At 49.8% G+C, this 25,116-nt stretch carries 18 protein-coding genes; 13 read left to right on the forward strand and 5 right to left on the reverse strand.

Annotation, left to right across the window (positions count from 1 at the left end; translation table 11 throughout):
* Nucleotides 1–119: 119 nt before the first annotated feature.
* Genes KD147_RS04595 through KD147_RS16985 form a run of 4 tightly spaced genes read left to right on the forward strand, consistent with a single transcriptional unit; the run spans nt 120 to nt 3,296 of the window.
* Nucleotides 120–983, forward strand: a complete 864-nt coding sequence (locus tag KD147_RS04595) for a MipA/OmpV family protein (RefSeq protein ID WP_212547069.1) — start codon at nt 120–122, stop codon at nt 981–983.
* Nucleotides 983–1,375, forward strand: a complete 393-nt coding sequence (locus KD147_RS04600; protein ID WP_212547070.1) for a DUF3019 domain-containing protein — start codon at nt 983–985, stop codon at nt 1,373–1,375. Before KD147_RS04595 ends, KD147_RS04600 begins: the two co-directional genes overlap by 1 nt.
* Nucleotides 1,375–2,091: a response regulator gene (locus KD147_RS04605; protein ID WP_105253391.1), complete on the forward strand. Its 717-nt coding sequence runs from the start codon at nt 1,375–1,377 to the stop codon at nt 2,089–2,091. Before KD147_RS04600 ends, KD147_RS04605 begins: the two co-directional genes overlap by 1 nt.
* Before the next feature lie 5 nt (nt 2,092–2,096).
* Nucleotides 2,097–3,296, forward strand: coding sequence for an ATP-binding protein (locus KD147_RS16985; RefSeq protein ID WP_212547071.1), 1,200 nt, complete (start codon nt 2,097–2,099; stop codon nt 3,294–3,296).
* A 31-nt stretch (nt 3,297–3,327) separates the two neighbouring features.
* On the opposite strand, the gene KD147_RS04615 is transcribed toward KD147_RS16985, so the two are convergent.
* The 3 genes from KD147_RS04615 to KD147_RS04625 all read right to left on the reverse strand — a co-directional run bounded on the left by KD147_RS04615 (nt 3,328) and on the right by KD147_RS04625 (nt 7,577).
* Nucleotides 3,328–4,620, reverse strand: a complete 1,293-nt coding sequence (locus tag KD147_RS04615; RefSeq protein WP_212547072.1) for a LysM peptidoglycan-binding domain-containing protein — start codon at nt 4,618–4,620, stop codon at nt 3,328–3,330.
* 251 nt (nt 4,621–4,871) lie between these two features.
* Complete coding sequence (locus KD147_RS04620; RefSeq protein ID WP_212547073.1) at nt 4,872–6,167, reverse strand: sensor histidine kinase; 1,296 nt, start codon at nt 6,165–6,167, stop codon at nt 4,872–4,874.
* 6 nt (nt 6,168–6,173) lie between these two features.
* Nucleotides 6,174–7,577, reverse strand: coding sequence for a sigma-54-dependent transcriptional regulator (locus tag KD147_RS04625; RefSeq protein ID WP_212547074.1), 1,404 nt, complete (start codon nt 7,575–7,577; stop codon nt 6,174–6,176).
* A 226-nt stretch (nt 7,578–7,803) separates the two neighbouring features.
* Between KD147_RS04625 and KD147_RS04630 the strand changes: the two genes are divergently transcribed.
* The 7 genes from KD147_RS04630 (at nt 7,804) to glmS (ending at nt 17,819) form a co-directional block, all read left to right on the forward strand.
* On the forward strand, nt 7,804–9,057 hold the full coding sequence (locus KD147_RS04630) for an efflux RND transporter periplasmic adaptor subunit (protein WP_105253396.1): 1,254 nt from the start codon (nt 7,804–7,806) through the stop codon (nt 9,055–9,057).
* A gap of 10 nt (nt 9,058–9,067) precedes the next feature.
* On the forward strand, nt 9,068–9,772 hold the full coding sequence (locus KD147_RS04635) for an ABC transporter ATP-binding protein (RefSeq protein ID WP_105253397.1): 705 nt from the start codon (nt 9,068–9,070) through the stop codon (nt 9,770–9,772).
* A gap of 1 nt (nt 9,773) precedes the next feature.
* Entirely contained in the window at nt 9,774–12,170 is a 2,397-nt protein-coding gene (locus KD147_RS04640) for an ABC transporter permease (RefSeq protein ID WP_212547075.1), read from the forward strand.
* 55 nt (nt 12,171–12,225) lie between these two features.
* Nucleotides 12,226–14,628 carry an ABC transporter permease gene (locus tag KD147_RS04645; RefSeq protein ID WP_212547076.1) on the forward strand — a complete coding sequence of 801 codons (2,403 nt, stop codon included), beginning with the start codon at nt 12,226–12,228 and terminating at the stop codon, nt 14,626–14,628.
* 93 nt (nt 14,629–14,721) lie between these two features.
* Nucleotides 14,722–15,024 (forward strand): DUF6482 family protein, encoded by a 303-nt coding sequence (locus KD147_RS04650; RefSeq protein WP_212547077.1) that lies wholly within the window; start codon nt 14,722–14,724, stop codon nt 15,022–15,024.
* Nucleotides 15,025–15,172: 148 nt separating this feature from the next.
* Nucleotides 15,173–15,943, forward strand: a complete 771-nt coding sequence (locus tag KD147_RS04655; protein ID WP_212547078.1) for a DeoR/GlpR family DNA-binding transcription regulator — start codon at nt 15,173–15,175, stop codon at nt 15,941–15,943.
* Nucleotides 15,944–15,998: 55 nt separating this feature from the next.
* On the forward strand, nt 15,999–17,819 hold the full coding sequence (glmS, locus tag KD147_RS04660) for a glutamine--fructose-6-phosphate transaminase (isomerizing) (protein ID WP_212547079.1): 1,821 nt from the start codon (nt 15,999–16,001) through the stop codon (nt 17,817–17,819).
* Between the two features lie 91 nt (nt 17,820–17,910).
* On the opposite strand, the gene KD147_RS04665 is transcribed toward glmS, so the two are convergent.
* Entirely contained in the window at nt 17,911–19,353 is a 1,443-nt protein-coding gene (locus tag KD147_RS04665) for a serine hydrolase domain-containing protein (protein WP_212547080.1), read from the reverse strand.
* A 414-nt stretch (nt 19,354–19,767) separates the two neighbouring features.
* Here KD147_RS04665 and KD147_RS04670 point away from each other — a divergent pair, with 414 nt between their 5' ends.
* A complete protein-coding gene (locus KD147_RS04670) occupies nt 19,768–22,236 on the forward strand; it encodes a cation-translocating P-type ATPase (protein WP_212547081.1) in 2,469 nt (822 codons plus the stop codon).
* A 679-nt stretch (nt 22,237–22,915) separates the two neighbouring features.
* Here the strand turns inward: KD147_RS04670 and KD147_RS04675 are convergent.
* The gene (locus KD147_RS04675) at nt 22,916–23,419 is read right to left on the reverse strand and encodes a hypothetical protein (protein WP_212547082.1); all 504 of its coding nucleotides are present in this window, start codon (nt 23,417–23,419) and stop codon (nt 22,916–22,918) included.
* Nucleotides 23,420–24,180: 761 nt separating this feature from the next.
* Between KD147_RS04675 and KD147_RS04680 the strand changes: the two genes are divergently transcribed.
* A complete protein-coding gene (locus tag KD147_RS04680) occupies nt 24,181–25,005 on the forward strand; it encodes a hypothetical protein (RefSeq protein WP_212547083.1) in 825 nt (274 codons plus the stop codon).
* The last annotated feature ends 111 nt before the right edge of the window (nt 25,006–25,116 follow it).

Consider the following 25,116-nt stretch of genomic DNA (forward strand, 5'->3'; position numbering starts at 1 on the left):
ATAGAGTTTCCAAATTGTTACAAAAGTGTACATTAATTGCGTTGACTGAGACCCCCCCTCAGGCGATGCTGCTACCTCAATTTAAGCGGTGTTATTCATTAACGAGAGTCGGTAGCAAGGTGTATAAGGCAGGGCTATTACTGGTTATTGCGCTATTCAGTGGCGCTCTGAGTGCGAGTGAAGAGACAATCTACACCGCTCATTCAGGATGGCAGTTTGGTCTTAGTGCCGGTTATGGTGAAATCGAAAACCCGATTCATGATGCCGATGATATTCCCCTGTATGTGATCCCCAAGGTCGAAGTGTTTTACGGCGACTTTGCCTTTAGCAATTTTGAACTGTCTTGGACCCCTTTGAGTAATGACAACCACCAGTTGTCCTTCGTCAGTAAAATGAATCGTGATGGTTTGTATTTTATTGACAGCCTGGCAGCGAGCTCGGTTGTTGCGTCCTTGACATCCACCGTGATGCCGGGGGCTCCGCGTCCACCCAGTGCGCAGCAACAGCCTAGAGACACCAAAAAAATCGGTGATATCACCAAAATTCGTGATCGTGAGCTGTCTTTTTTGGCCGGTGCCCAATATTTATATGATTGGCAACAATGGCGTCTTAGTGCCAGCTACTTTACTGAAATCACTCACTATCATCATGGTCAAGAAGGCTCGCTGGTGCTTTCCCGTTATCAGCAATGGCACAAGCACTTACTGCTGGCTGCGGCGGAAATTCAGTACCAAAGTAATGAGATAACCAAATACTATTACGGTAGTCAGCGCCAGGAAATTGTTGCTGGCTTTTCCCGCTATCAGCCAGAGCACGCGTTCAATAAGAGCTTACAGTTAACCTACCAATATCAAATTAATGAAGATTGGCGATTTATTTCCGATCTTAAGTGGCAGGTGCTCGACAGCGAAATTGCCGACAGTCCGCTAGTATCGAAGCAGCACCTGCTTTCTTACTACGCTGGGGTGGCGTGGAGTTTCTGATGAGTCAACGTGTGGCTATGCAGTTTATCCTCCCCTTATTCCTGTTGCTGATACACAGCGGCAACGCCAGCGCGCTTGAAAAAAACTATATCAAGGCCAAACCGGAGACCTGCGTAACAACCCAGCCCAGCTGCCAGATAAACCTATTATTAAGTTGGCAAGGAGAGCCCACCACGACCTATTGCTTGCAGGTTGAAGCCCGTGAGCCAGAACTAATTTGTGACGTCCCCAATCGTGCCCAGCACTATAAATTGGCATTAGAATCCGCTTCCGATGTGATGATTTATTTAGTGCGCAAGCAAGATAAACAGAAAGTTGCGCAGGTGATGATCGACGTTCAACGCCACTTTCTAAATCAAAAGCGTCGCAAGGTAGCTTGGAGTATTTTTTAATGAGTGAACAACAAAAATCTATTCTTTATGTCGAAGACGACCTGAAATTGGCCGAGCTTATCTCTTCCTTCCTAATTTCTAATGGTTTTGCCGTGACCCATATTAGTTCACCCCATATCGCTGCATTTGAGATGGTGAAGCGGCGTTACGACCTGGTGCTACTCGATATCGGTCTACCGGAGAGCGACGGCTTTAAAGTTTTTGAAGAGCTGCAGCGCCAGTATTCGGTGCCGGTTATTTTTCTCACCGCGCGACAAAGTCATGTGGATCACATTCATGCCCTGGAGCTTGGTGCCGAGGACTACCTTACAAAGCCTATTTCGCCCTCTATTTTGTTGGCGCGTATCAATCACTGCTTGCGTCGCAATGAGCTAAAATACTGTGCCAAGAACGCCGCTCAGTCGCAAACCCTGACCATAGGCAACCTGGTGATCAATCGTTATCAGCGTCAGGCGAGCTTAAATGGCGACCGCCTTGAGCTCACCACGGGTGAGTTCGACTTGTTGGAAAAACTCGCCTTTAACGTTGGTCAGGTGGTCAGTCGTGAGCATTTGTTCGAAGCCGCTATCGGCCGTAAGTACGATGGTCAAAACCGCACCATAGATGGTCGTGTCAGCCGTTTGCGCAAAAAGCTGGGCGATGCCGATGAACATCCAAGTCGCATTATCACCGTATGGGGTAAGGGTTATATCCTTTCACCGGATGCGTGGAAGTGAGCTAAGTGCTCAAGGTTTATGGTTACCTTTTCTCAACCCTGGTGCTGTGTCTAGGCATAAGCGCTTGGCTGATTAACAGCCATCTCGGCGACACCGCCATTGCCAGTGACGCCGAGCTTGCCCTAGCTCGGGGCATGCTGCAAACACCGAACCCACAGACTAGCCACCTGATCAGCGCAATAACCCTGAGCGATATTCACTTTGACCCCCACATAGACGAGCAGCTGCGCAGTGGTGCGGTAGTGCCCATGCTGGATCAAGATAGTCAGTTACTTTTTTACTACCTCGATGGTAGCCAACAACGGATCTTGATGCTCGGCCCCTTGCCGCGAGCGCAACGCGATTCGCAACAGACGCTGATCAGTATGTTGTTTTATACCAGCGTCGCGGTGGCCGTGCTGCTGGTGTGTTGGCCATTATTTCGCGATCTCACCCGGTTACGTCAGGCCAGTAAAAAAATCTCCGTGGGTAACTTTAGCGCCCAGGCCCGGCTGGGGCGTTTAAGTGCAATTAAACGCATCGGCGATGCCTTTGATGAGATGGCCGAAGAATTAAAAAACCAAAGTGATTATCAGCGCCAGTTGATCAATGCCGTATCCCACGACTTTTTCACGCCCATCAGCCGCGCTAAATTTGCCCTGGAAATGGCCGCTCACCAGCCAAGCGGTGCCGTCGACTGTAATAGCGTGCTGCAAGACCTCACCGAGCTGGAAATGCTGGTGGAGGAGTTTCTAACCTATGCCGAGCTTAATCAGTGCAAGCCGACGATCCGCCCGGTCGCCCATGATGCCAGGGAGTTGTTAGAGCAGGGCTGTGATAAATTTCGCATCTATAGCGATTTGAGCATACATATAGACTGTCACTGCGAGGTGATTGAGGTGGATAGGCGCAGTTTCTTGCGTATTCTTACCAACCTAATGAGCAATGCCGTACGCTTTGCCCACACCCAGATTCATATCGGTCTGCGTGCTCATCCCCATGGTATTGAGCTCACCGTGGCCGATGATGGCCCCGGCTTTAATGACCAGCTCAGTCCCAGACTACTCCAGGCTTTTGTCAAAAATCATCAGGTTGCCCAGCGCGAGCACACCGGCGTGGGACTAGGCCTATCCATCGTCAGCAAGTTGTGTCTGTGGAATGACGCCGATATTCAACTGGAGCAAAGCGCGGCCTTAAAGGGTGCCTGCGTGCGGATCGTTTTTTAGGCCGCTTTTTAGCGGCCTTCTTTCTATGGGGTTAGCTGCGTGATAAAAACAGCGTTAGGGTGTCGCCAATACGCAGGGTGTCTTTAGAGAGGTTGTTCCACTGCTTAAGCTTGGCCACGCTCACCTGATAACGACGGGCTATTTTCCACAGACTGTCGCCACGGGCCACCTTGTATTCGATTTGCTCATCCGCGAGCACCGGTAAAATAAGTTTGTCGCCAATGCGGATGCGGTCCGACTTTAGGTTATTAAAGGTTTTCAGTTGCTGCACCGTGAGCGCATAACGTGCGGCAATCACGCTCAGGCTATCGCCGCGGGCTATGGTGTAGTGCTGCCATTGGCTGTAATCGCCGCTTTGCTGGTCGGCGATGAGTGTTTGCCATTGCTGTTTTTTCTCTAACGGCACAACAACATGCGGGGCATCTATGATGGCAGGAAAGCGGATCACTCCATGGTTGAGCTGCTCCAGTTTGCCCCATTTGCTCTTATCCGCCAGCACCACGGCACCGGACAGCGGCAAGGTGGTAATGCTTGGCTGGTTAGTGATGGCCGGAAATTCCATCTTTTGATGCTTAAGCAGTTGTACCGCCGCCAGCAGTTTAGGGACATAGTGGCGAGTTTGCTTGGGCAGTTTCAGGGCGAAAAAGTCGGTGCTTTTACCGGCCTTTTTATTGTGTTCAATGGCTTTTAAGACGCGGCCTTCACCGACGTTATAGGCGGCAATGGTGTGATACCAGTCGCCGTCAAAGCGTTTATGCAGATATTCGATAAAGTCCAGCGCCGCCTGAGTGCTGTCGAACACGTCCTGGCGACCGTCATACCAAGGGCTTATTTTTACACCAAAATACTTGGCTAAAGACGGGGTGAGCTGCCATAAACCCGAGGCATGCTTATGGGAGTAGGCACTGGCATCAAAGTCGCTTTCTATCAGTGGCATCAGCGCCAACTCAATGGGCAAGTCGCGCTTTTCCACCTCGGTGACGATATGGTACAGGTAGGGCTCGGCTCGGCGGCTGATCTCTTCCATGTAGTTAGGGTGTGCCAGATACCAATCGATACGTCGCTGCACCGCAGGGTGATTGGAGTCGGCAAAGCGCAGTTGCATACGAATACGTTGCCATACATCATCAACCTCTTGTGGCGTGAGCTTGGTTTCAACCTTGGCCTGCTGGTCGTCCTGCGTGTCGGTGGTGTTATTTGTGTTGTTGGCCGTGCTGTTCTCGCCCGGCGCCATCTCTTGCTGTTGCTCCGGGTCGGCAACCGGCGGCGTATTTTGACAGCCCGCCAACACCAGAAGAAAAGAAATACATAAAATTCGATACATAAAAATTCAGTGTTATTAAGATAAAAAGTTACATGTGCGCTATTTGGGTGCTCATAGCGAAAGGGTGTGAGCTTAATCGGTTAGCCTGAACACAAAGTGAGCTAAAACTGAGCGCCAGCTTAAGTGACTGAGCCACACCTGAATATTAGTTTTTTGCTTCAAGATAGACCATTGATTCGTATGGTGGTTCCTTCTGGGCTTGAGCATAGCACAGAGAAAGATTTAGAGCGTAAATTTACCCGGCCTATGCACTAACCAAACATGCAGCGAAAACAGGCGCCATCGGGCAGCGGCTGGTAGATAAGGTCGCCGCCATGACTGACCATGATTTGTTTGCTGAGCGCCAGGCCTATGCCTGAGCCCTGTTGTTTGGTGGTAAAAAATGGCACAAACATCATTTCCTGAGCCCGCTCGCTGATCCCGCCACCACTATCGCTGACGGCAATATAGAGTTGGCCCTGGGCATTTTTATCTATCTCCAGGCGCAGTTGTTTGCGATTGTCGCCCTGGCTCATGGCTTCGATGGCGTTTTTAATCAGGTTGATCAGCACCTGCTCAATTTGCCGGGCGTCACACATCACCAGGGGGTCGGCGGTTATCTGCAGCTCAAGGTGGATTTGCTGCTGTGCCAGGTCATGCTTTAACAGGGTGCAGCAATGCTCCACCACGGTCGCTAACGATTGCACGCTAAGCTCCGGCTTTGGCAGATTACTGATGGAGCGAAAGCGGGCGATAAAGTCGCTTAGGCCCTGGGTGCGGCTTTTGAGTGTGGCCAGTGCCAGCTCAAGGTCTTCCTTATCTTCCTGATCGGCAAAGCTTAATTGCTCGGGCAATAAGCCGGTGCAGGTTTGCGCCAAAGACGACAGCGGGGTGATGGAATTAGCGATTTCATGGGTCAACACCCGGGTGAGGCGCTTATAGGCTTGCTGCTCTTTGTGCAACAGCTGCTCATGGATCGACTGCAGGGTCACGATTTTTAGCGCCTGACCCTGGATGGTGGCAATACTTAGTTGCACCGACAGGGTGTCCTGCTGCTCACCGCGTTGCCACAGCGCCGTGGACTGGCTGTTGCTCTGAGCTTCTTCAATAAAGAGCCCAATTTGCTCTAGATCCTGGGTGTGTTTAATGGCTTTGCCGAGTAACCTGGCTACCGCGGGGTTATGCTCTATGACGTCACCCTTATGATCAAACACCAGCACCGCCATATCGATGTGGATAAGCAGGGTCTGCATAAACTGGGCTTGTTGCTCGGCGGCTAAGCGCGCCTGCAGAATTTGCTCTTTAACCTCGTCATACTGCACCCGCATCGGGTGCGATTGGGCCAGGCCCAGGCTGCTGTCGCCATTGGCCAGGGCTTTAAGTGCCAGTTGCGCCTGGCGGCTTTGTCGCCTAAACAACACGACAATTCCGTAGCAGCTTACCAAGGCGGCAATCATTAGGCCCGAGGTCAGGGCGGGCTGGTGCCAAAAGGTATAGGCATACTGAGCCCCAAGGATGCTGGCCAGCAGCATCGCCAAGAGAAGGGCGAGTTTTGTCTGTGCTTGCATGTCGAGCTAGAGTCCGTACTTTTCAAGGCGGCGATACATGGCGCCCCGGGTTAACCCCAGAGCCTTGGCGGCATGGCTGACGTTGCCCTGATAATGGGTGAGGGCGGCGCGAATGGCTTGGTGTTCCAGCTCTTCAAGATTGAAGGTGGAAAATGCCTGAGTGTCGCCGCCTTGTGGGCTTTGCGAGGCCGCATTGGTGACTGAGGTGACCACAGAGCCTATGTCCAGCTCGGTGCCACTTGAGAGGATCACCGCCCGCTCTATGGCATGGGCCAGTTCGCGCACATTGCCCGGCCAAGGGTAGTCGCTTAGTGCCCGCATGCTTGAAGCTGAGACACCGAGTTCGCGTTTATATTTCTGGCCAAAATGATTGAGGTAGTAGTCCACCAGCAGGGGAATGTCTTCGCGACGTTCGCGCAGTGATGGCAGGGCGATTTCCACCGTGTTGATACGATACAGGAGATCCTGACGAAAGCGGCCTTCGCTGACGCTTTGGTGCAGATTGTCATTGGTGGCGCTGATCAAACGAATATCCACATCTATGGTTTTAGTGCCGCCAAGGGGGGTGATTTGTCGGTTTTGCAGCGCCGCCAATAGCTTCACCTGTTGCTCAAGTGGCAGGTTGCCAAGCTCATCTAAAAACAGGCTGCCGCCGTTGGCGAGTTCAAAACGGCCGACACGATCTTCTTTGGCATCGGTAAAGGCACCTTTTTTATGGCCAAACAGTTCACTTTCCAACAAGGAGGCGCTCATGGCCCCCATGTCTACGCCGATAAAGGGGCCCTGATGACGCAGGCTCTGCTGGTGAATAGCATGGGCGGTGAGCTCCTTGCCAGTGCCGCTTTCGCCGGTGATCAGTATATTGGCGTCGGTCTGAGCGGCTTTCGCTATGGTGTCGAACACCTGTTGCATGGCCTGGCTTTGGCCTAAAAATGCAAACTTGTTGCTGTTGAGGGCATCGTTAAGCCCCTGGGTTTGGCGTTTAAGCTGTCCAACCTGGCGCTTATCTTTACCGTGATTAAAGGCCGCAGCCACGCTGGCCAGCAGTTGCTCGTTTTGCCAGGGTTTGGCGATAAAGTCGGCGGCTCCGGCCTTAATGGCATCCACCGCCAGTTGAATATCGCTGTATGCGGTCATCAACAAGACCACTATGCTGGGGTCCTGCGCGGCAATTTTCTTCAGCCAGTAAAACCCTTCCTGCCCGCTGATGGAGTCCTGGGTAAAGTTCATATCCAGCAAGATGACATCGATGGGCTGATCCGCTTCCTGTTGGGCATTGATAATGCCCTCGATATCGAAGGGGTTATCCGTGGTCTTCACCACCTGATAGTGCTGTTTTAGCAGTAGTCGTGCGGCGATCAGAATATCTGGGTTGTCATCGACGATGAGAATGGCACCGGCATGTTTCATATTTGTAATTATTATTGTGTGTTTTCAGTAGCCTAATCCAAAATAGGGACAGTGTCCATTAATGGACGTTGAGTCATCGGGTAAGTGTTCTACCAGCGGACACATGTTCTTGAGCCTACTCTGTAAAATTCATATAACCATATGTTTTTATTGACAAATAAATTTTGGCACGGGAATTGTTACATTCATGGGTAATTAGCATTTAGAACAATCGCAAGGCGTTGACATGGATAAGAAAATTGCCCGCTCAGCAACAGATAAATACCTTAAGAAATCACTTCTTGGGCTTGGTTGCCTGGTGGTGGCCGCAGCCGCCTATGGCCTGACCCAAAGCGATGCCCAGGGTCGCAGTCAAACGGTAAATGACCAAAACCTCAGTGTAAGCACGGTGCACCAGGGCGAGTTTGTCGATGCCTTAAGCCTGCGTGGTCAGGTGGTACCGAGAACCAGTATTTATCTCGACACCATAGCCGGGGGCCAGGTGGAAGAGCGGCTCGTCGAACAGGGTGAGTACGTTAAAAAAGGCCAACCCCTGGTGCGCTTAAGCAACACCAACTTGCAGCTGGATGTAATGAGTCGCGAAGCCCAGGTCACCGAGCAGCTTAACTTTTTGCGCAATACCCAGATGACCATGGAAACCAGCCGCTTGAATCTGCGCCGCGATCTATTGGAAATCGATCTGAAAATTACCCACCTAAGCCGGCGATTAAAACAAACCGAACCCCTGGTCAGTAAAGGCGTCTTGGCCAAGGAGCAGTTGGCTGAAATTAAAGAAGACCTTGCCTATTACCAGGCACGCAGGGAGCTGACACTGGAACGCCAGCAGCAGGAAAGCAGTATCCGCGAGGTGCAATTAGCCCAGCTGCAGGACAGTGCGAAAATGCTGGAGAAAAACCTGCAGTTTGCGCGTAAGAATCTGGAAAATTTACTGATCACCGCGCCCGTTGCCGGTTACCTCAGTGAGCTGGATGTGGAAATTGGTGAGTCCAAGGATCGTGGCGCGCGACTAGGGCAAATTGATATCCCCAACGAGTACAAGCTGGTGGTACGCCTCGATGAGTTTTATCTCAACCAGGTTCAATCCGGGATGGATGTGGTCATTGAGCTGGAGCAGGGCAAGGTAAATGCTCAGGTCAGTAAAATAGATAGCAGAGTGCAGCAGTCACAGTTTCAAATCGAAGTCGATTTACCTAAGGATATCAGCAACATCAAGCGCGGCCAAAGCCTGGACATAGAGCTGATGCTGGGTGATAGCCAGGCCAATGCCCTATTGCTTAAACGCGGCGCCTTCTTTACCAGCTCCGGTGGTAACTGGGTGTATGTGATGAGTGAGGACAACAGCCAGGCGCTGCGCCGTGAGATTCGCCTCGGCAGAAAAAACCAGGATTACTACGAAGTGCTCAGTGGTCTTGAGGTCGGTGATCGGGTGATCACCTCCAGCTACAGCAACTTTGATAAAGCACAACAATTACAGTTTTAAGGGAACAACAATGATTAAACTTACTAATTTATCTCGTGTATTTCGAACTCAAGACGTTGAAACAACAGCACTAAATGACATTAACCTAGCGGTGAATGAAGGCGAGTTTCTGGCCATCATGGGGCCATCCGGCTGCGGCAAATCGACCCTGTTATCCATTTTGGGCATGTTGGACTCACCGAGTAGCGGCCGCTTTGAGTTTCTAGGCGAAGACATCGCCGGCTACAGTGAAAAACAGTTAGCCGAGCTGAGAAAAGCATCCATCGGCTTTGTATTTCAAAGCTTTAACCTGATTGACGAACTGACTGTATTTGAAAACGTTGAGCTGCCTTTACAGTATCAAAATATCTCAAAGAGTGAGCGCAAGCAGCGTGTAGAGGCCATTTTAAAGCGCGTCGGCATCGATCATCGCGGTGATCATCTACCGCAGCAACTTTCCGGTGGTCAGCAGCAACGCGTGGCGGTGGCCAGAGCCTTGGTCATTAACCCTAAACTTATTTTGGCGGATGAGCCGACCGGTAACCTGGACTCCAAAAATGGCGATGAAGTAATGGCCATGTTGCGCGAGCTTAACTGCGAGGGCACCACGGTGATCATGGTGACTCACTCGGAGAAAGAAGGTAATTATGCCGATCGCCTGGTGCGCCTGCTGGACGGTCAGATCATGGTCGACAAAGCCAATGCGGTGAGCACTAAGACCGCTGAGGTAGCCTAATATGATCGCCAGTTACCTTATAACGGCCCTGCGCGCATTTAAGCAGCAAAAACAGCATTTTGCTTTGAATGTGATGGGCCTTAGCGTAGGCTTGGCGGCGGCCATTCTGGTGGCGCTCTTTGCCATCAATGAGCTGTCTTACGATAGCCAGCAGCCCCATGCTGAGCGTGTTTATCGCGTTGGCCAAGACTTCTCAAAACTCGGTTTAGCTGTGATACCTCTTTTTAATTATGCGCAGTCAAAGCAGGCAGAAGATTACAGTCAGGTTGAAGAAGTCTTTGGATTAACTCTGGTAGAGCTGACCCGTGAAGCCATGGTTGATGTGAGTTACCGTAACCAAGGCTATAAGTTAAATGCCTTGTATGGTGCTACAGCAAATATTGAAAACTTTATTGCTATGGAAACGCTTGCGGGTGACTTAAAAACCGCAATGAGTACACCAGACAGCCTGGCCCTAAGTGAGACAGAAGCACTGCGCATTTTTGGCCGCACTGATGTGGTTGGTGAAACGCTGACGCACGAACAAGGACAGTACACCGTTCGCGCAGTGTTTGCAGACTTAGCTGACAACACTCACTTTGCCTTTAAAAACCTTGTTTATGTTAAGCATGAGCCAAGCGAATTTAATGTGAACAGTAGTTATGTTTATATGCGTTTAGCTGCGGGTACCGATACAGACGCATTAGCTAAAACCTTAACAGAGCGCTTTTTTAGCGGTTCTATGCTTGAACAAGTTAGTTTAGAACTACATCCATTACTTGATTTACACCTAACGGCTAAATCTCCTTTTGAAATGAAAGCGGGCGGTGCTAAACAAGTGGTGATGATCTGTGTCGGTTTAAGCGTGTTACTTATTCTTATTGCAGGTTTTAACTTCATTAATATGACGGTAGCCCAGTCGACTAAACGTGCAAAAGAAGTCGGTGTGCGTAAAGCGCTAGGGGCAAGTAAAGGCCAATTAGTAACTCAGTTTCTATCTGAGTCAGTTTTGGTTTCGATGCTTTCAATGGTGATTGCTTGTGCCTTAGTGGAGCTTTTTTTACCAAGCTTTAACCAATTAGTAGACCGCGAATTAGTAGTCAACTATGCCTCTGAATTTGGTATTGCGATTATTGTGGTAGCGATTGCTGTGGGCATATTAGCTGGGCTTTATCCTGCATTCTTTATTTCGTCATTCAGTGCAAAACGAGTTTTAAGTGGTGACTTACAGCGTGGTAATACAGCAATATGGGTTCGTAAGAGCTTACTAACCCTACAGGCATCGTTGGCAGTAGGTTTAATTATTGCTTCTGTGACCTTGTTAAAGCAGTTAACTTACTTGCAAAGCTTGCCTTTAGGCTATGAAACAACACAAAGATTGGTTATTTCAGAGCTACCTGTAGGGGAAGTATTCACGAAAGAAAAAAATGCCTTAGTTAACCGTATTAGTGCAATTCAAGGCGTACAGCAAACAACAGTGATTGATACCCGTTTAACGCTTTCAATCAATAATACACTTATGCCAACGTGGCCAAATGGTGAAGCATCTGGCAGCTTAACTCCTGTAGTAGGCGCAAGCTACGATGTGGTAAAAACCCTAGGTTTAAAACTGGTTGCTGGGCGTGATTTCAGCCGCGAGTTTGCCGGTGATTGGGCAAGCCGTGAAAATGGGGTAACAAGTACAGGTACGATTGTGACTGAATCTGTCGCAAGACAAGCGGGTTACACTAACATGAGTGACATTATCGGTAAGGTAATTAAAGACTCAGGTAGCGGCGTAGATATGCGTGTTGTGGGTGTGGTTGAAGATGTAAAAGTAGGTAACGCTAAAGATGCCAACTCTAATATCATGTTTTTGTGTGGCTTTAACTTCTTAACACCTGTATCTGAATTAATTTTAACGATTGATCAGCAAAACTTGCCTTACATTAAAACTCAGCTCGCTGAGGTATTAGCAAGTACAGCCAATATCTATGAGCCTAAAATTAACTTACTCGCAGACAACTACAAAACCTTGTTAAAAGGTGATGAGCGTATTTCGAATGTAGTTTTAATTTTTACCGCTCTTGCCGTGTTCTTAACCTGCTTAGGTACCTTTGGTTTGGCTTCGTTTGCAACAGTGCGTCGTCAGAAGGAAGTGGCTGTTCGAAAAGTTCTAGGCGCATCACGCATCAGTATTGTTAATATCATTGCTAAAGAGTTCTTAGTGCTGGTAGCAGTGAGTATTGCTATTGCATATCCAGTGACTTACTTGCTAGTAGGTGATTGGCTAGCAAACTTTAATGACCGCATCGAACAAGCTATGTGGGTGTATTTAGTAGCAGCCGCCGCTGTGGCAGCGATTACCTGGGTTACCGTTGCAAGTTTAGCCTTTAAGGCCGCAAGCACCAGACCATCGCTTATCTTACGATATGAATAACAATAAGTTAGCGCTTCCGTGGAAGCGCTAGCCGATAAAACTTAGAGGTGACATCATGTTTACCAGTTATTTATCTTCAGCGGTACGGGCTTTTATCAAGCACAAACAGCATTTCTTTTTGAATCTGTTCGGTTTGAGCGTGGGCTTGGCGGCGGCCATTCTGGTGGCCTTATTTACTCGTTTTGAAATGGCAGTGGATCAGTACCAGCCCAATGCCGAGCGCACCTATCGCCTGTCCCAGTACTTTACCGCCATGGGTACCTCCGCACCTATCACCAATTTATACGCGGTAAGGGATCTGGCGAAAGGCACCGATATTGAAGACATCTTTGCATTGCAAATGCATCCCAGGCTGTCGGGAGATTTTAATGCCAATGGCAACTTCTTCAAGATGGAAGACTTGTTTGCGGCAACCACCAATATCCGGGATTTTATTCAGCTCGATGTGCTTTATGGCGATCTGGATGCGACTCTGGCGGCTCCGAATAAAATGGCATTGAGCGAAAGCGAGGCGATTCGCCTGTTCGGCCGTGCCGATGCCCTTGGCGAAACCATCAGCAAGGGCCAGACCCGCTATCAGGTCACGGCTATTTTTAAGGATCTGCCCGACAGCACTCACTTTGCCTTTGCCGGCCTGGTGGCCATGGTTAAAGAAGCGCCAAATTACCGTATCAACAACTTCTACACTTATGTGCGCTTTAGCGAGCACGCCAATATCGCTGCAGAGCAAGCTCGGTTTGCCAAGGCCTATGCGCAGCTCGTCTATCCAAATCAGGAAATGGGCTTTGTTGAGGTCAGCTTTCAGCCGCTGACCGATATTCACCTGCATGCCAATAGTCGCTATGAACTTAAGGCAAACGGCTCCTCCACCGTGGTGGTGATCAGTTTTTCTTTAAGCATTTTGCTGATTGTTTTGGCGGCCTTTAATTTTATCAATATGAGCATTGCCCAGGCGGCAAAGCGGGCCAAAGAAGTGGGTGTGCGTAAAGCCCTGGGAGCGAGCAAACGACAGATTATCAATCAGTTCCTGCTGGAGTCTGTGCTTATTACCCTGCTTGCCGCACTGCTGGCCTGTATTCTAGTCGAGTTGGTCTTGCCCACCTTTAATCAATTGGTTGAGCGCGACCTGGTGTTGGCGTATTTCTCTGATTTTGGCCTGCTGCTGATTGCCATTGTCTTGCTGGTCGGCGTGCTGGCTGGCGCCTATCCGGCATTTTTTATGTCGGCATTTAGTGCAAAACGGGTGTTAAGCGGCGATATTCAACGTGGCCGTACCGCCAGTTTAGTGCGCAAGACCCTGCTTATCCTGCAGGCCTCCTTATCGATAGCGCTGATCATCGGGGCTTTCTCATTGCAACAGCAGTTGCAGCATCTGCAGTCCATTCCGGTGGGCTACGAGAAACAATACCGTTTGGAGGTGGATGATATCCCTGCCAGGGATTTGTATATAAGCCAAAACCATGCCCTTACTCAGCGTATTAATAACATCGATGGCGTGCTGGCGAGCAGTATTAGTGATGCCTCGTTTACCTCCACCTTTAATACCAGCTTTTCCATCACCTCGGATAATGGCGTCTTGCGTGATAGCGTGATCCCCTTCGTTGGCGTGGGCTTTGATATCGTCGAGAGTTTAGGTTTGGCACTGGTGGCTGGTCGTGACTTTAATAGTGCGCATGGTAGCGACTGGTATAACCAAGACGAGCAAGGCAACAGCCGCGCCAGCATCTTAATTTCCGAGTCCTTGGTGCAGCAGGCGGGTTACAGTAATCCCGAGGATGCTATCGGTAAGTTGTGGTACAGCAAGGATGATGACCGTCAGGATGTGATGCGAATCGTCGGTGTGGTTGCCGATATCACCATGGGTTCCGCGCGAGACGAATCGTCGCCACTTATTTTGATCTGTGGTTTAAGCTGGGCCAATGAAGGCAAACTGATCATCAAGTTTGAGCCACAATTGTTTGAGTCGGTTAAGGCTCAGGTAAAACAGCTGCTGGCCGACGAACTCAAGGTATATAACCCGGACCTGGAGCTGGTGGCGGATAATTACCAAGCCTTGTACAAGAACGATCAACGTATCTCGGTGTTGGTGAACGTGTTTAGCTTATTGGCAATTTTCTTAACCATGCTGGGAACCTTTGGCTTGGCGTCTTTTTCCGCATTGCGACGTCAAAAAGAAGTGGCGGTGCGTAAAGTGCTGGGCGCTTCGCGTATAAGCTTAGTGAACCTGTTGGCTAAGGAATATTTACTGCTGGTGGCCATTAGCACCGTCATCGCCTTCCCGCTAACTTATTGGTTTGTTGGTCAATGGTTGGCAAACTTTAATGAGCGTATCGACCAGGCACTATGGGTGTATGGTGTTGCTGCTGTTACGGTAGCGGCAATCACCTGGCTTACCGTGGCTACATTGGCCTTTAAAGCGGCAAGCACGCGACCATCGCTTACCCTGAGGTATGAATAACAAATAATAGGGCGCACATTGATTGCGCCTTTTTTAATCTGTTTGTTCCTCTGCTACGTTTAATATAGGTGAGCACATTTTAGGAGCAACACCATGCAAGCCAATCTACTGAAAGCTGCCCTCGCAGACAGCCACTACCGTGCCATTATCCTCAGCTATGCCGATGCCAATCATTATTTGGCCGGGGTGATAGATACCCTGGGTAATTACCATATGTTGGTCGACCAGCATGATGTCACCCAGTCCTTTAATTCGCTGCGTGAAGCGGAGCGGGCGTTATCGGCGCTCGGTGCCACCCAGGCGCTGTTAAAGATGCAATCGGCTTATGAAGAGCTGGGGCCAAATGACGGCTTGGAAGAGCATATTGCCGATCTTGAGATACGCCATCTCAGTTAGCCCCTCCCTAAAGAAAGGTGCGGACGTTTATCGGTGTCTTAACCAATGGCATCAATGTCCGCGCTTTAGTAACAATTTAGCAATTGAGCTTTGGTGAAAGTTTCGACTATAATGCGCATCTTTCGAATCGAAACTTATTTATTGCTAAATGACCAAACGTAACACTCAACAGCGCCGCCACACCATACTCAACCAGGTTAATGAGCTGGGTGAAGTGTCGGTTGAAGCCCTGGCGGAGCAGTTACAGACCTCAGAAGTTACGATTCGAAAGGACTTAGCCTCGTTAGAGCAAAGCGGCCTGTTATTGCGCCGTTATGGCGGTGCCATTGCGCTGCCGAAAGAAATAGTCGCCGGCAGCGAGTCGCTAGACTCGGCGCGCAAGCGCGCCATTGCCAAGGCGGCGGCGCAGTTGATTAAAGATCACCACCGCATCATTATCGACAGCGGCCGCACCACGGCGGCGATGATCCCCGAGTTGGCCTCCAAACGCGGCCTGGTGGTGATGACCAATGCCATCAATGTGGCCAGCCGGCTACTGGCATTGGAGAATGAGCCCACCTTGCTGATGACGGGCGGCACCTGGGACCCGCATTCCGAGTCCTTCCAGGGCCAAGTAGCCGAGCAGGTACTGCGCTCTTACGATTTCGATACCCTGTTTATAGGCGCCGATGGTATCGATGTTTCCCGTGGAACCACCACCTTCAATGAGCTTATCGGTTTAAGCCAGGTGATGGCCGAAGCCGCTCGCGATGTGGTGGTGCTGGTGGAGTCGGAAAAAATCGGTCGCCGCATCCCGAATTTAGAACTGCCTTGGCAAAGGGTTAGCACCCTGATCACCGACAGCAAGCTGGCGCCTGAGTTGCGCCGGGAAATAAGCGCCCATGGCGTGCAGGTGATCTGTGCCGAGGTAAACGAATAAGCCCGACCGACAATATCGGGCAAAAATACAACACATACGTGCAAATGGAGAATTTATGTGTGGAATAGTTGGTGCCGTTGCAGAGCGCCCAGTAAACAAGATTTTAGTTGAAGGCCTAAAGCGCCTTGAATACCGTGGTTATGATTCGGCCGGTGTGGCCTTGTTGCAGGGCAACACCCTAAACAGCGTTAAAGCCGTGGGCAAGGTTGCCATGCTTGAGAGCGCCTTAAACGATGCCGGCGTCTCCGGCACTACGGGTATCGCTCATACCCGCTGGGCAACACACGGCGGTGTAACCGAAGCCAATGCGCACCCGCATTTATCCAACAATGAACTGGCTTTGGTGCACAACGGTATCATTGAAAACCATAGCAGCCTGCGTGAAGCGCTGAAGGGCGATGGTTACACCTTCCTATCGGAAACCGATACCGAGGTCATGGTGCACCTTATCCATCAGCTACGCCAGCAACACGATACCCTGTTAAGTGCGGTGCAAGCGGCGGTTAAGCAGCTTGAAGGCGCCTACGGCACCGTGGTATTCGACAAGGCCAACGACAATGAAATCATCGTTGCCCGCTCAGGCAGCCCGCTGGTAATTGGTCTGGGTCTGGGCGAGAACTTTATCGCCTCCGATCAGCTGGCGCTATTACCCGTTACTCGTACCTTTATCTTCCTGGAAGAAGGCGATGTGGCGCGTATTACCCGTGACAGCGTGGAAATTTTCGACCTGAACGGTGAGCCGGTGGAGCGTGAGGTGGTGGAATCTAACATCACTCAGGACGCCTCGGGCAAGGGCGAATATCGCCACTATATGCTTAAAGAAATCTACGAGCAGCCGATGGCGGTGCGCAATACCCTGGAAGGCCGTTTACAAGACGACCGCGTAGCCGTTGATGCCTTTGGCGACAGCGCCACGCAAATCTTTAAAGACGTGCAGCACGTACAGATCATTGCCTGTGGTACCTCTTATCACTCGGGCATGGTGGCCCGTTACTGGCTTGAGCAGTTTGCCGGCGTCAGCTGTAATGTCGAGATTGCCTCCGAATTCCGTTATCGCGAGTCGTTTGTGCACCCGAACAGCCTGTTGGTAACCATTTCTCAATCCGGTGAAACAGCCGATACCCTGGCCGCCTTGCGCCTGGCCAAAGAACAAGGCTACATGGCCTCTATGACTATCTGTAACGTACCTGGCTCGTCATTGGTGCGTGAGTCTGATTTGGCCTTTATGACCAAGGCCGGCGCCGAGATCGGCGTGGCCTCAACCAAGGCCTTCACCACGCAACTTGTAGGCTTGTTGATGCTAACCGCATCGATTGCCCAGGAAAAGGGCCTAAACCAGGCGGAAATTGTTAACGCCATTAAGACCTTGCCAAACAAGTTGGAAGAAGCGCTACTGCTTGCTGATGGTATCGAAGCCCTGGCGGAAGAATTTGCCGACAAGCATCACTCGCTGTTCCTTGGTCGTGGCTCTCAGTACCCCATCGCCATGGAAGGGGCGCTGAAACTCAAAGAGATTTCCTACATTCACGCCGAAGCCTATGCGGCGGGTGAGTTGAAGCACGGTCCACTGGCGTTAATCGATGCGGATATGCCGATCATTGTAGTGGCGCCAAACAACGAGTTGTTGGAGAAGCTGAAATCGAACGTGGAAGAAGTGCGCGCTCGTGGCGGCATCATCTATGTGTTCGCGGATAAGGACTCACACTTTGAGTCTGACGACACCATGCGCGTGATCAACGTCAATCATGTTGAAAACGTGATTGCCCCTGTGGTCTACACCATCCCATTACAGCTACTGTCTTACTACGTAGCCGTAATCAAGGGCACGGACGTCGACCAGCCTCGTAACCTGGCCAAGTCGGTTACCGTGGAGTAATCACAGGTTGAGAGGAAATAAAAAAGGCGCTTTCGCGCCTTTTTTGTCGGTGTAAATGGGTCCTCACATTTCCCCCTTCACCACGCAAGTATTATTTTAATTGGCTGTATTTCAACGAGCCATTAGTCAGTGAATACGCCTGAGCTCCAGCTGGTGAAAAGGATATCGGGCGCTCTAATACGCCGAAGTTGGCGTAGTATTGCTCCTCATTTTTCAGCAAGGTGCCCGTCAATTCGCCCCATTTCACTTTTACCTGCCCTTTATCTACATAGAAGTGCATATTTGGCCAGGCCTCATTGTTGTTATAAGTGCCCAATAAATCTGGGTTTAAGGCTTCTCCCCGTACTATGTGTGAAAGATCGGGGGCGCTTGCGCGTTCTTTTTCTATAGACTTGGTTAAACGCTCCTTTTCTGCAGTAAGGTTTTGTTGGGCGTTGTCTTTTTTTAGCAGGGTGTTATACGCAAAGTTAGCCATTACGTGAGGTAAGACATATGCGGTGTCCAGATTGGTCATGGCAATGATCCCCAGCTTCTGCTCGGGCATAAACGACACGTGGACGCTATATCCGCCATAATTGCCAAACCGGGTTAATAGTCGCTCTCCATTGTAGCTGGCACTATCCCAGCCCAAGGTATAGCCGTCGCGGCTATAAGTGAAATACTCTTTACTCTGTTTAACCTGCGTATTGTGTAACGCTGTAAAAATATCGTGGTCGGCCAGGGGCGAGTAATCCCGGTTAATATTTGCTTTTAGCCAGATTGCCATATCTCCCATGGTGGAAACGACGCCGCCGGCAGGGTGCATGGTTTTATCAACCTTGTGGTGCCCATATGCAAAAACGTCCCCATTGCGAGCGCTGGTAATTCCCGGCAGGATATTCTTCACCTCACTGATGCGAGTTGTGGTGTTGTGCATGCCAAGTGCAGAGAAAAGGTGCTCATCCATCAGTTCACTCCAGCTTTTTTCGAGTTTTTCTTCGGCTATCATGCTGGCAACGATAGGTCCTGTATTGGAATACCTGAAGGAGTAGTCAGGGGCAACCAGAACCTTGTTATTGAGAGAAGCAACAAGGTCTACCTGGTCTTCGAATCCTAAAAATGCGGTTTTAAACGAATGTTGAACACTGGTAAAACCGGCGGTGTGGGTCAGCAGCTGCTTAATTGTTATTGCTGAGGTGTCGACTTTCGGTGTGGCTATCGGGTTTGCATCATAAGTGCCGAGAGGAGCGTTTAGATCTAGCTGGCCTTGGTCTGCTAAAATCGCAAATAGCGTACTGGTCATTGCCTTTGTATGTGAGGCAAGCAGAAAGGGGGTATCCGCAGTGAAGGCTTTATTTTCTTTCGTATAACCGGTGAACAGTACAAGTCCATTCTGATCTACGACAGCCAGCATATGGGTCCCTACTAATTTGTTTTCGGTCGCAAGTTGCTTAATCGTATTACTGATTGTTGTTTTATCCTCTTCGCTCATTCCTATGCTGGAGAAGCTTGTTATCGACAGTAAAAGTGCCCCGATAATGACGTTGCCCTTCATAAAAGCGTTCCTTTTTATAAGTTTTTAGAGGCTTAACTAAGCAAACCTTGTTCCAATGTTAATGCTTTGATTTGTATGGATAAAATTAATGTAAAAAATGACCGAGTGCAGAAAAGTATAATATTCGGTCATTTTTGTTAACTTTTGGCTTTTTTGAAAGAAGCAGGCGTTACGGCACTTGTTCTTGATGAGGACGAGTGAATGTTTCACTAAGACACTTCCCCTAAAGTAGGAATAACCAAGCCAGCCACTTTATATTCGGTACCGTTTGATTTTCATCGAGTTGTTCAAATCATGCTTCTACCCAATCCCTTTGCGATAGCGCAGCATCCAACCGGGCTGATGTTTCCCTATCGCCCCTTTATAAAGCGGCCTATATTTAGTGGGTTATGAACCTGAGCCAAGAGCGCCGCTATGCAACGCACAATTCCTCCCGAGAGACTGGATGACTTGAAAAAAGTCGGCTCTGGGCTCGATGGTGAGGAAGTAACGCAACGGCGCATGCGCTATGGCGATAACCGCATTGCCGAGCAGGTCAGCGGCGGCCTCAGGGCTTTGATTATCGACACCATTAAAGATCCTATGTTGTGGTTTTTACTGATCACCAGTGGCCTGTTTGCTGTCACTGGCGAATTGACCGAAGCCGGCATCTTGCTGCTGGCACTGATACCCTTTCTTGGCATGGATGCTTACCTTCATCGGCGCACTCAAGCCTCAACCCAAAGCCTGGGGCGTCGTCTGGCTTCCCAGGCGCGGGTTGTGCGCCAGGCGGGAGAGCAAATTATTCCCTCCGTGGAGCTGGTACCCGGTGACTTGGTGCTTTTAGACCCCGGCGACTCGCTGCCCGCAGACGGGGTCTTTGTTTTTGTGCAGCAACTTCAGGTCGATGAGTCAACCTTGACCGGGGAAGCCTTCCCGGTACATAAGTTGGCACTGCAAGAGCCGGACAAGCTAAAGGCGACCGAGCGGGTTGCGGCGGCGCACTGGGGATATGCCGGCACCCGTGTACTGACCGGGTCGGGCCGCATGCTGGTAACCCATACCGGGAAAGGCACCTTGTACGGTGAAATTATTCAGTCGGTGATCCATGGCGGTCATCAGCGCACACCCTTGCAGTTGGCCGTGGCCGAGCTGGTTAAGGTGCTGCTTATTATTGCCAGTGTTATTTGTGTGCTCTTGGCCGGAACCCGTCTTTACCAAGGGCATGGCCTCATCGATGCGCTGCTGAGCGGGCTGACCCTGGCCGTAGCGGCGCTGCCGGAAGAGTTTCCCGTGGTGCTCACCTTCTTTCTCGGGGTGGGAGTGTATCGTCTGGCGCGTCGTCAGGCCTTGGTGAGGCGTGCCGTTGTGGTAGAGAACATAGGCCGGGTTTCTTGTATCTGTACGGATAAAACGGGCACCTTAACCGAGGGGCGCCTGCAACTCGCGCATCACTACGCGGTCGGCGGCATGGACGATACACGGCTGCTGCAGATTGCTGCCTATGCATCCCGAGCGGACAGCGGCGACCCTATGGATCAGGCTATCCTCGCATCAGGTGCTCCACTGGATCATGCTGTATTACATACCTTTCCCTTTACCGAAGATCGCAAGCGCGAGACGGCGGTGATTAGGGAGGGAACAACAAAACTTATCGCGGTCAAAGGCGCGCCGGAAACCATTTTGGCGCTGTGCGATCTTGGTGAGACTGATTTAGAGCGGTGGCAACATCAGGTCGAAAAGCTGGCGGGAAGCGGGCACAAGGTGATCGCCTGCGCCTGGCAAGAGCTGGATGACCAGGCCCAGTGCGATCAGGAGCCCGAACAGGGTTTTACGTTGGCCGGGCTGCTGGCGTTTGAAGACCCGCTTCGCGACGGTGTAAAAGAAGCCGTGGAGATCTGCCAGCAAGCGGGAATTCGGGTCATTATGGTGACAGGGGATCATCCTGCTACGGCGACGGCCATTGCCAGCGAAATAGGCCTGCATCAGGGGAAGCCCAGGGTGATAGAAGGGGAAGCATTGGCAAGCAGTCTAACCAACCAGGATAGCCGAGTGTTGGATGGGGTTGATGTTATCGCACGCGCCGTGCCCGCGCAAAAGCTGGCGCTGGTGCGCGCCCTTAAGCAAGGTGGCGATATAGTGGCGGTTACGGGAGATGGGGTAAACGACGTGCCGGCCATTCAGTCGGCGGATATCGGCATTGCCATGGGCGAGCGCGGTACCCGCAGTGTCCATGAGGCCGCGGCGATTATTTTACTCGACGATAACTTTCGCAGCATAGTGCAGGCGATCGCCGAGGGGCGCCAGCTCTTTAACAATCTACGCCTGAGTTTTGAATACCTGCTGCTGGTCCACATTCCCTTGGTCTTGACCGCCGCGGTCATTCCTTTTCTTGGGTACCCCGTGCTCTATCTGCCCATACATATCGTCTGGCTGGAGATGATCATTCATCCCACGGCCTTGCTGGTGTTTCAAAACAGTGCCGACACCTCGCACCTTGCCCCCGCTCAAGCCAAGGGGCCGGCCCGGTTTTTCTCGCGGCGACACTGGGGCGTCATTGTGTTCAGTGGGGTTGTTTTTACCTTGCTGATCACCTTTGCCTATATCCGCAGCCTGGGGGCGATGGAAGACGTGGAGCATGCCAGAGCCATGGCCCTGGTTGCGCTGACCAGCGTCAGTGCCGGTATTACCATTACTCTGAGTAGGCTGCGCACCTTGGCGTCCCGGGTCTTGGTGGTCTTAACCATGCTTGTCAGTGTTTTGCTGATTCAGGTCCCGGCTTTGGCCGACTTGCTACACCTGTCATCCCTGCATTTAGACGACTGGCTGGTAGCCATGGGCAGCGGATTTATCGCCGCAGCGATCCCTTTTATGCTGACAAGTCGGTCGAGAACAGGAGCCTGATGATTAAACAAGAATAATCAGGCAGCTTCCCTTGGCCTGGGAACTCACGTTAATGTTACAGCTCCTATTCCTTATTGGTGCCTTGGTGATATCTAGAGCTCAGTGACCAGATTAAAAACATTAAGCCAAGGCTTACCAGAGATAAACAATACAAAAAGTCTCGACTATTAATATCAACTAATAAATAGATGCCCAGAATTATAAATGCGGTTCCTAGCAATGCACCTAGTGTTCTTATCACAAACCTGAGAGCACTCATGAACATTCCATCATGCAGCAAAATTTAGAGTGGGTGTCAGTTTTGGAGACTCCATATGTTATCCACATCTCTTACATTTGCCATTTAAGGTTGCGTAGAAAAAATCTAGGCCGAGTTCGCGCTTACAAACTGGGCAAATTTGAGTTGTTAAATATTTATTTGAAAGGTAGCCAACTAAAAAAATCGAGAAAACATAAATTTCACTGAATTTAAGCAATATAGGCATTATTACTACTAAATAAAGTAAATTTATAATGAAAACAATAAATAACTTTTGCTTTAACATATTCATTTCGCAGAGTAATGAAATCCTATCTTCAGTCTCAAGTACCATTCCAAGTGTAGATTGCTGACGTGAATGATTTTCTTCTATGTGTTTAAGCGTGAACTACCTTTTCATCTAAACCTTCAGGCTACCTATCAAGCAGCATTATCCTTATCCTGGCGCTGTTTAAAGTGCTCGATCACCGCTTTGACGCGCGCTTCAATGCTCTGTTCATCTTCCGGCATGGTGATATCACCATTGGGCAGAGTAATGATGCGTTCCCGGACCGTCACGGGCGTAAGCTGGTTATTTGCTTTGGTTGGTTGCCAAGATTGATAGGCATAGTCCATGTCTAGTAAGTCTTGCTGGGTTATCAAGTTCGCGGGAAGGGTTTCGACTAAGCGCAGGTTGCGGGCGTAACCATTGGAATCTATCTCATAATCGAATATCAGCACGCTTAAGCCATCGGTTACTAACTTATTTCTGGCCTTTTTTGCTGTGTTGGTGAGTCTAAATGTGTTGTCTGCGGGCTGCCAATAGTCAAACTTTCCAAAATATCCCACATCGATTGGCTCCTGTGCATAGTAAGCGTCTTCAGGGATGGATTTACAGGAAATAAGCAAGGCGGTGGCAGCGAAGCAAGCGATAAGTCGGAGCATAGTTTATAAAACCTATTTATTTTTATTAGAAATCGTTGTTTTTAAGGCGTTATAACTGGCAGTGATTGGCCGAGAAAAAAGCGATTACTTTGGGTTGCTAGTCACTCAAACATAGGGAGAGTTGGTGGTTAACTCAAGACCCAAAATTGTACAAAAGTGTCGCAAAGCGGTGCTTAATGCGGCTTTGCTAATGGGAATGAGTCGAAGTGGATAAAAACCCTTGTTTAGCCGGTTGGCGTGAATGTTTGTGCCAGTAGGGCTGTCTCAAGACCAGGTGCGGGCTGAAGTTTCGCTAGGTAATGAAATAGCAGTAAATTTATCGGGCAAGCTAATAAAATAGGTGGTGTTTAAAAAATTAAATTACGCAGAGCGATAAATTTATTTTTCCTTTTCTGTTGCCTGAACAAACTGAATCAGTGACCTTGAAGGGGATAAAATAAAACAGATAAATAACAATGCGTTAATTTTTTAGGTGGAGGGCGCTTGAAAGCTCATTTGGCGCTTCGAAATTCAAAAAGATCTGAAAAGATAGTAAGTAACTTCCGATAAATCAAAAAAAATTTTATATTCCTTGTTTTTCTCACCCTTAAGAATGAATTTTTACTTGCAATCTCTTTAAATTGACTAAAATGTTTAGACCACATTTTTAACCAGAACGGTTATGTGGAGTACCGCAGTAGCAAGATATTGAAGATCCCATAGTAGTTTTATGGCTCACAGTTATTAATCAAAAACTATGGTTTACAAACCAGGGAGTTCACATGAAATTAAACACTCTTCTACTCGCCGTATCCATCGCAAGTTCTGCTTTTTCCGCTCATGCCGCCGGTGCTGCATCGGCAAAATTTGCGGCTGCTTGGAATGACAACCCTGTTAACTTTGTATCTGTCGCCGTAATCACGGATGCGATAGCTGATGCTCAAGTAATGGCAACGAATGATGGCTATTTGGTCACTACCATTAAGGTTCCGCAAGATAAAGAACTCTTGGTGGGTGTGTCTGCGGAAATTGGCCTGACCACGGATACTTCTTTAAAAGGTAAAGATGGCGGCGCGGCAAAAGCCATTGCCGATGGCAGCGCTTGGGTACTGCTCACCGCAACGCCTGTGGGCGGTGGTGAATCGGTTAATGCTGCGCCCGGTGCCGTGATGTTATCTAAGCGTATTCAAGAGCTCAATGCCACCCTTGGCGGTGTGCTTGATACTTGCACCGACTATACCGGTGGCATGGATGAAAACGGCCTTATGCCTGGCGATGAAGGTTACGTCGATACCCCGGATGGCACTATCGATGCGGCCCTTGAGTGTACGACTACTGATGAACAAATCGGCTTAATGCAAGATACTCTGGCCGCTCATCACTTTAACTTTATTCTGCCGAATATGGATGCAGGAAATTATGAAATTAGAGCGCACTTTATGACGCGCGCCAGTGCGGAAGTGGATATTGATGAAGTATCGGTAGCAGAAGGCGGTACTATTTCCGGAAGCTCTTACGCAAAAGCCTTTGTTGGCAAGCACATGGTGACAGTGCAACAAGTGCGTGCGGTTAAAGGTAGCCTGGTTGATGTGGATATCGTGGACTAAGGTGAACAAATGCCAAGGATAGTGAATGCCTGAACAGCAGGCATTCACTGGGCTCAAAGCAATGTTTTGGGCATTGGTAAAGCCATCAGCTTATTGAGTTGATGGCTTTTT

The sequence above is a fragment of the Pseudoalteromonas sp. BDTF-M6 genome (assembly GCF_018334135.1).
Classification (GTDB): domain Bacteria; phylum Pseudomonadota; class Gammaproteobacteria; order Enterobacterales; family Alteromonadaceae; genus Pseudoalteromonas.

Excerpts from the sequence above, each read along its gene's own strand:
- KD147_RS04615 (WP_212547072.1), bottom strand. The coding sequence starts at position 4,620 with ATGTATCGAATTTTATGTATTTCTTTTCTTCTGGTGTTGGCGGGCTGT.
- glmS (WP_212547079.1), top strand. The coding sequence starts at position 15,999 with ATGTGTGGAATAGTTGGTGCCGTTGCAGAGCGCCCAGTAAACAAGATT.
- KD147_RS04680 (WP_212547083.1), top strand. The coding sequence starts at position 24,181 with ATGAAATTAAACACTCTTCTACTCGCCGTATCCATCGCAAGTTCTGCT.
- KD147_RS04620 (WP_212547073.1), bottom strand. The coding sequence starts at position 6,167 with ATGCAAGCACAGACAAAACTCGCCCTTCTCTTGGCGATGCTGCTGGCC.
- KD147_RS04605 (WP_105253391.1), top strand. The coding sequence starts at position 1,375 with ATGAGTGAACAACAAAAATCTATTCTTTATGTCGAAGACGACCTGAAA.
- KD147_RS04645 (WP_212547076.1), top strand. The coding sequence starts at position 12,226 with ATGTTTACCAGTTATTTATCTTCAGCGGTACGGGCTTTTATCAAGCAC.
- KD147_RS04670 (WP_212547081.1), top strand. The coding sequence starts at position 19,768 with ATGCAACGCACAATTCCTCCCGAGAGACTGGATGACTTGAAAAAAGTC.
- KD147_RS04665 (WP_212547080.1), bottom strand. The coding sequence starts at position 19,353 with ATGAAGGGCAACGTCATTATCGGGGCACTTTTACTGTCGATAACAAGC.
- KD147_RS04600 (WP_212547070.1), top strand. The coding sequence starts at position 983 with ATGAGTCAACGTGTGGCTATGCAGTTTATCCTCCCCTTATTCCTGTTG.
- KD147_RS04625 (WP_212547074.1), bottom strand. The coding sequence starts at position 7,577 with ATGAAACATGCCGGTGCCATTCTCATCGTCGATGACAACCCAGATATT.
- KD147_RS04635 (WP_105253397.1), top strand. The coding sequence starts at position 9,068 with ATGATTAAACTTACTAATTTATCTCGTGTATTTCGAACTCAAGACGTT.
- KD147_RS04650 (WP_212547077.1), top strand. The coding sequence starts at position 14,722 with ATGCAAGCCAATCTACTGAAAGCTGCCCTCGCAGACAGCCACTACCGT.
- KD147_RS04630 (WP_105253396.1), top strand. The coding sequence starts at position 7,804 with ATGGATAAGAAAATTGCCCGCTCAGCAACAGATAAATACCTTAAGAAA.
- KD147_RS04640 (WP_212547075.1), top strand. The coding sequence starts at position 9,774 with ATGATCGCCAGTTACCTTATAACGGCCCTGCGCGCATTTAAGCAGCAA.
- KD147_RS04675 (WP_212547082.1), bottom strand. The coding sequence starts at position 23,419 with ATGCTCCGACTTATCGCTTGCTTCGCTGCCACCGCCTTGCTTATTTCC.
- KD147_RS04655 (WP_212547078.1), top strand. The coding sequence starts at position 15,173 with ATGACCAAACGTAACACTCAACAGCGCCGCCACACCATACTCAACCAG.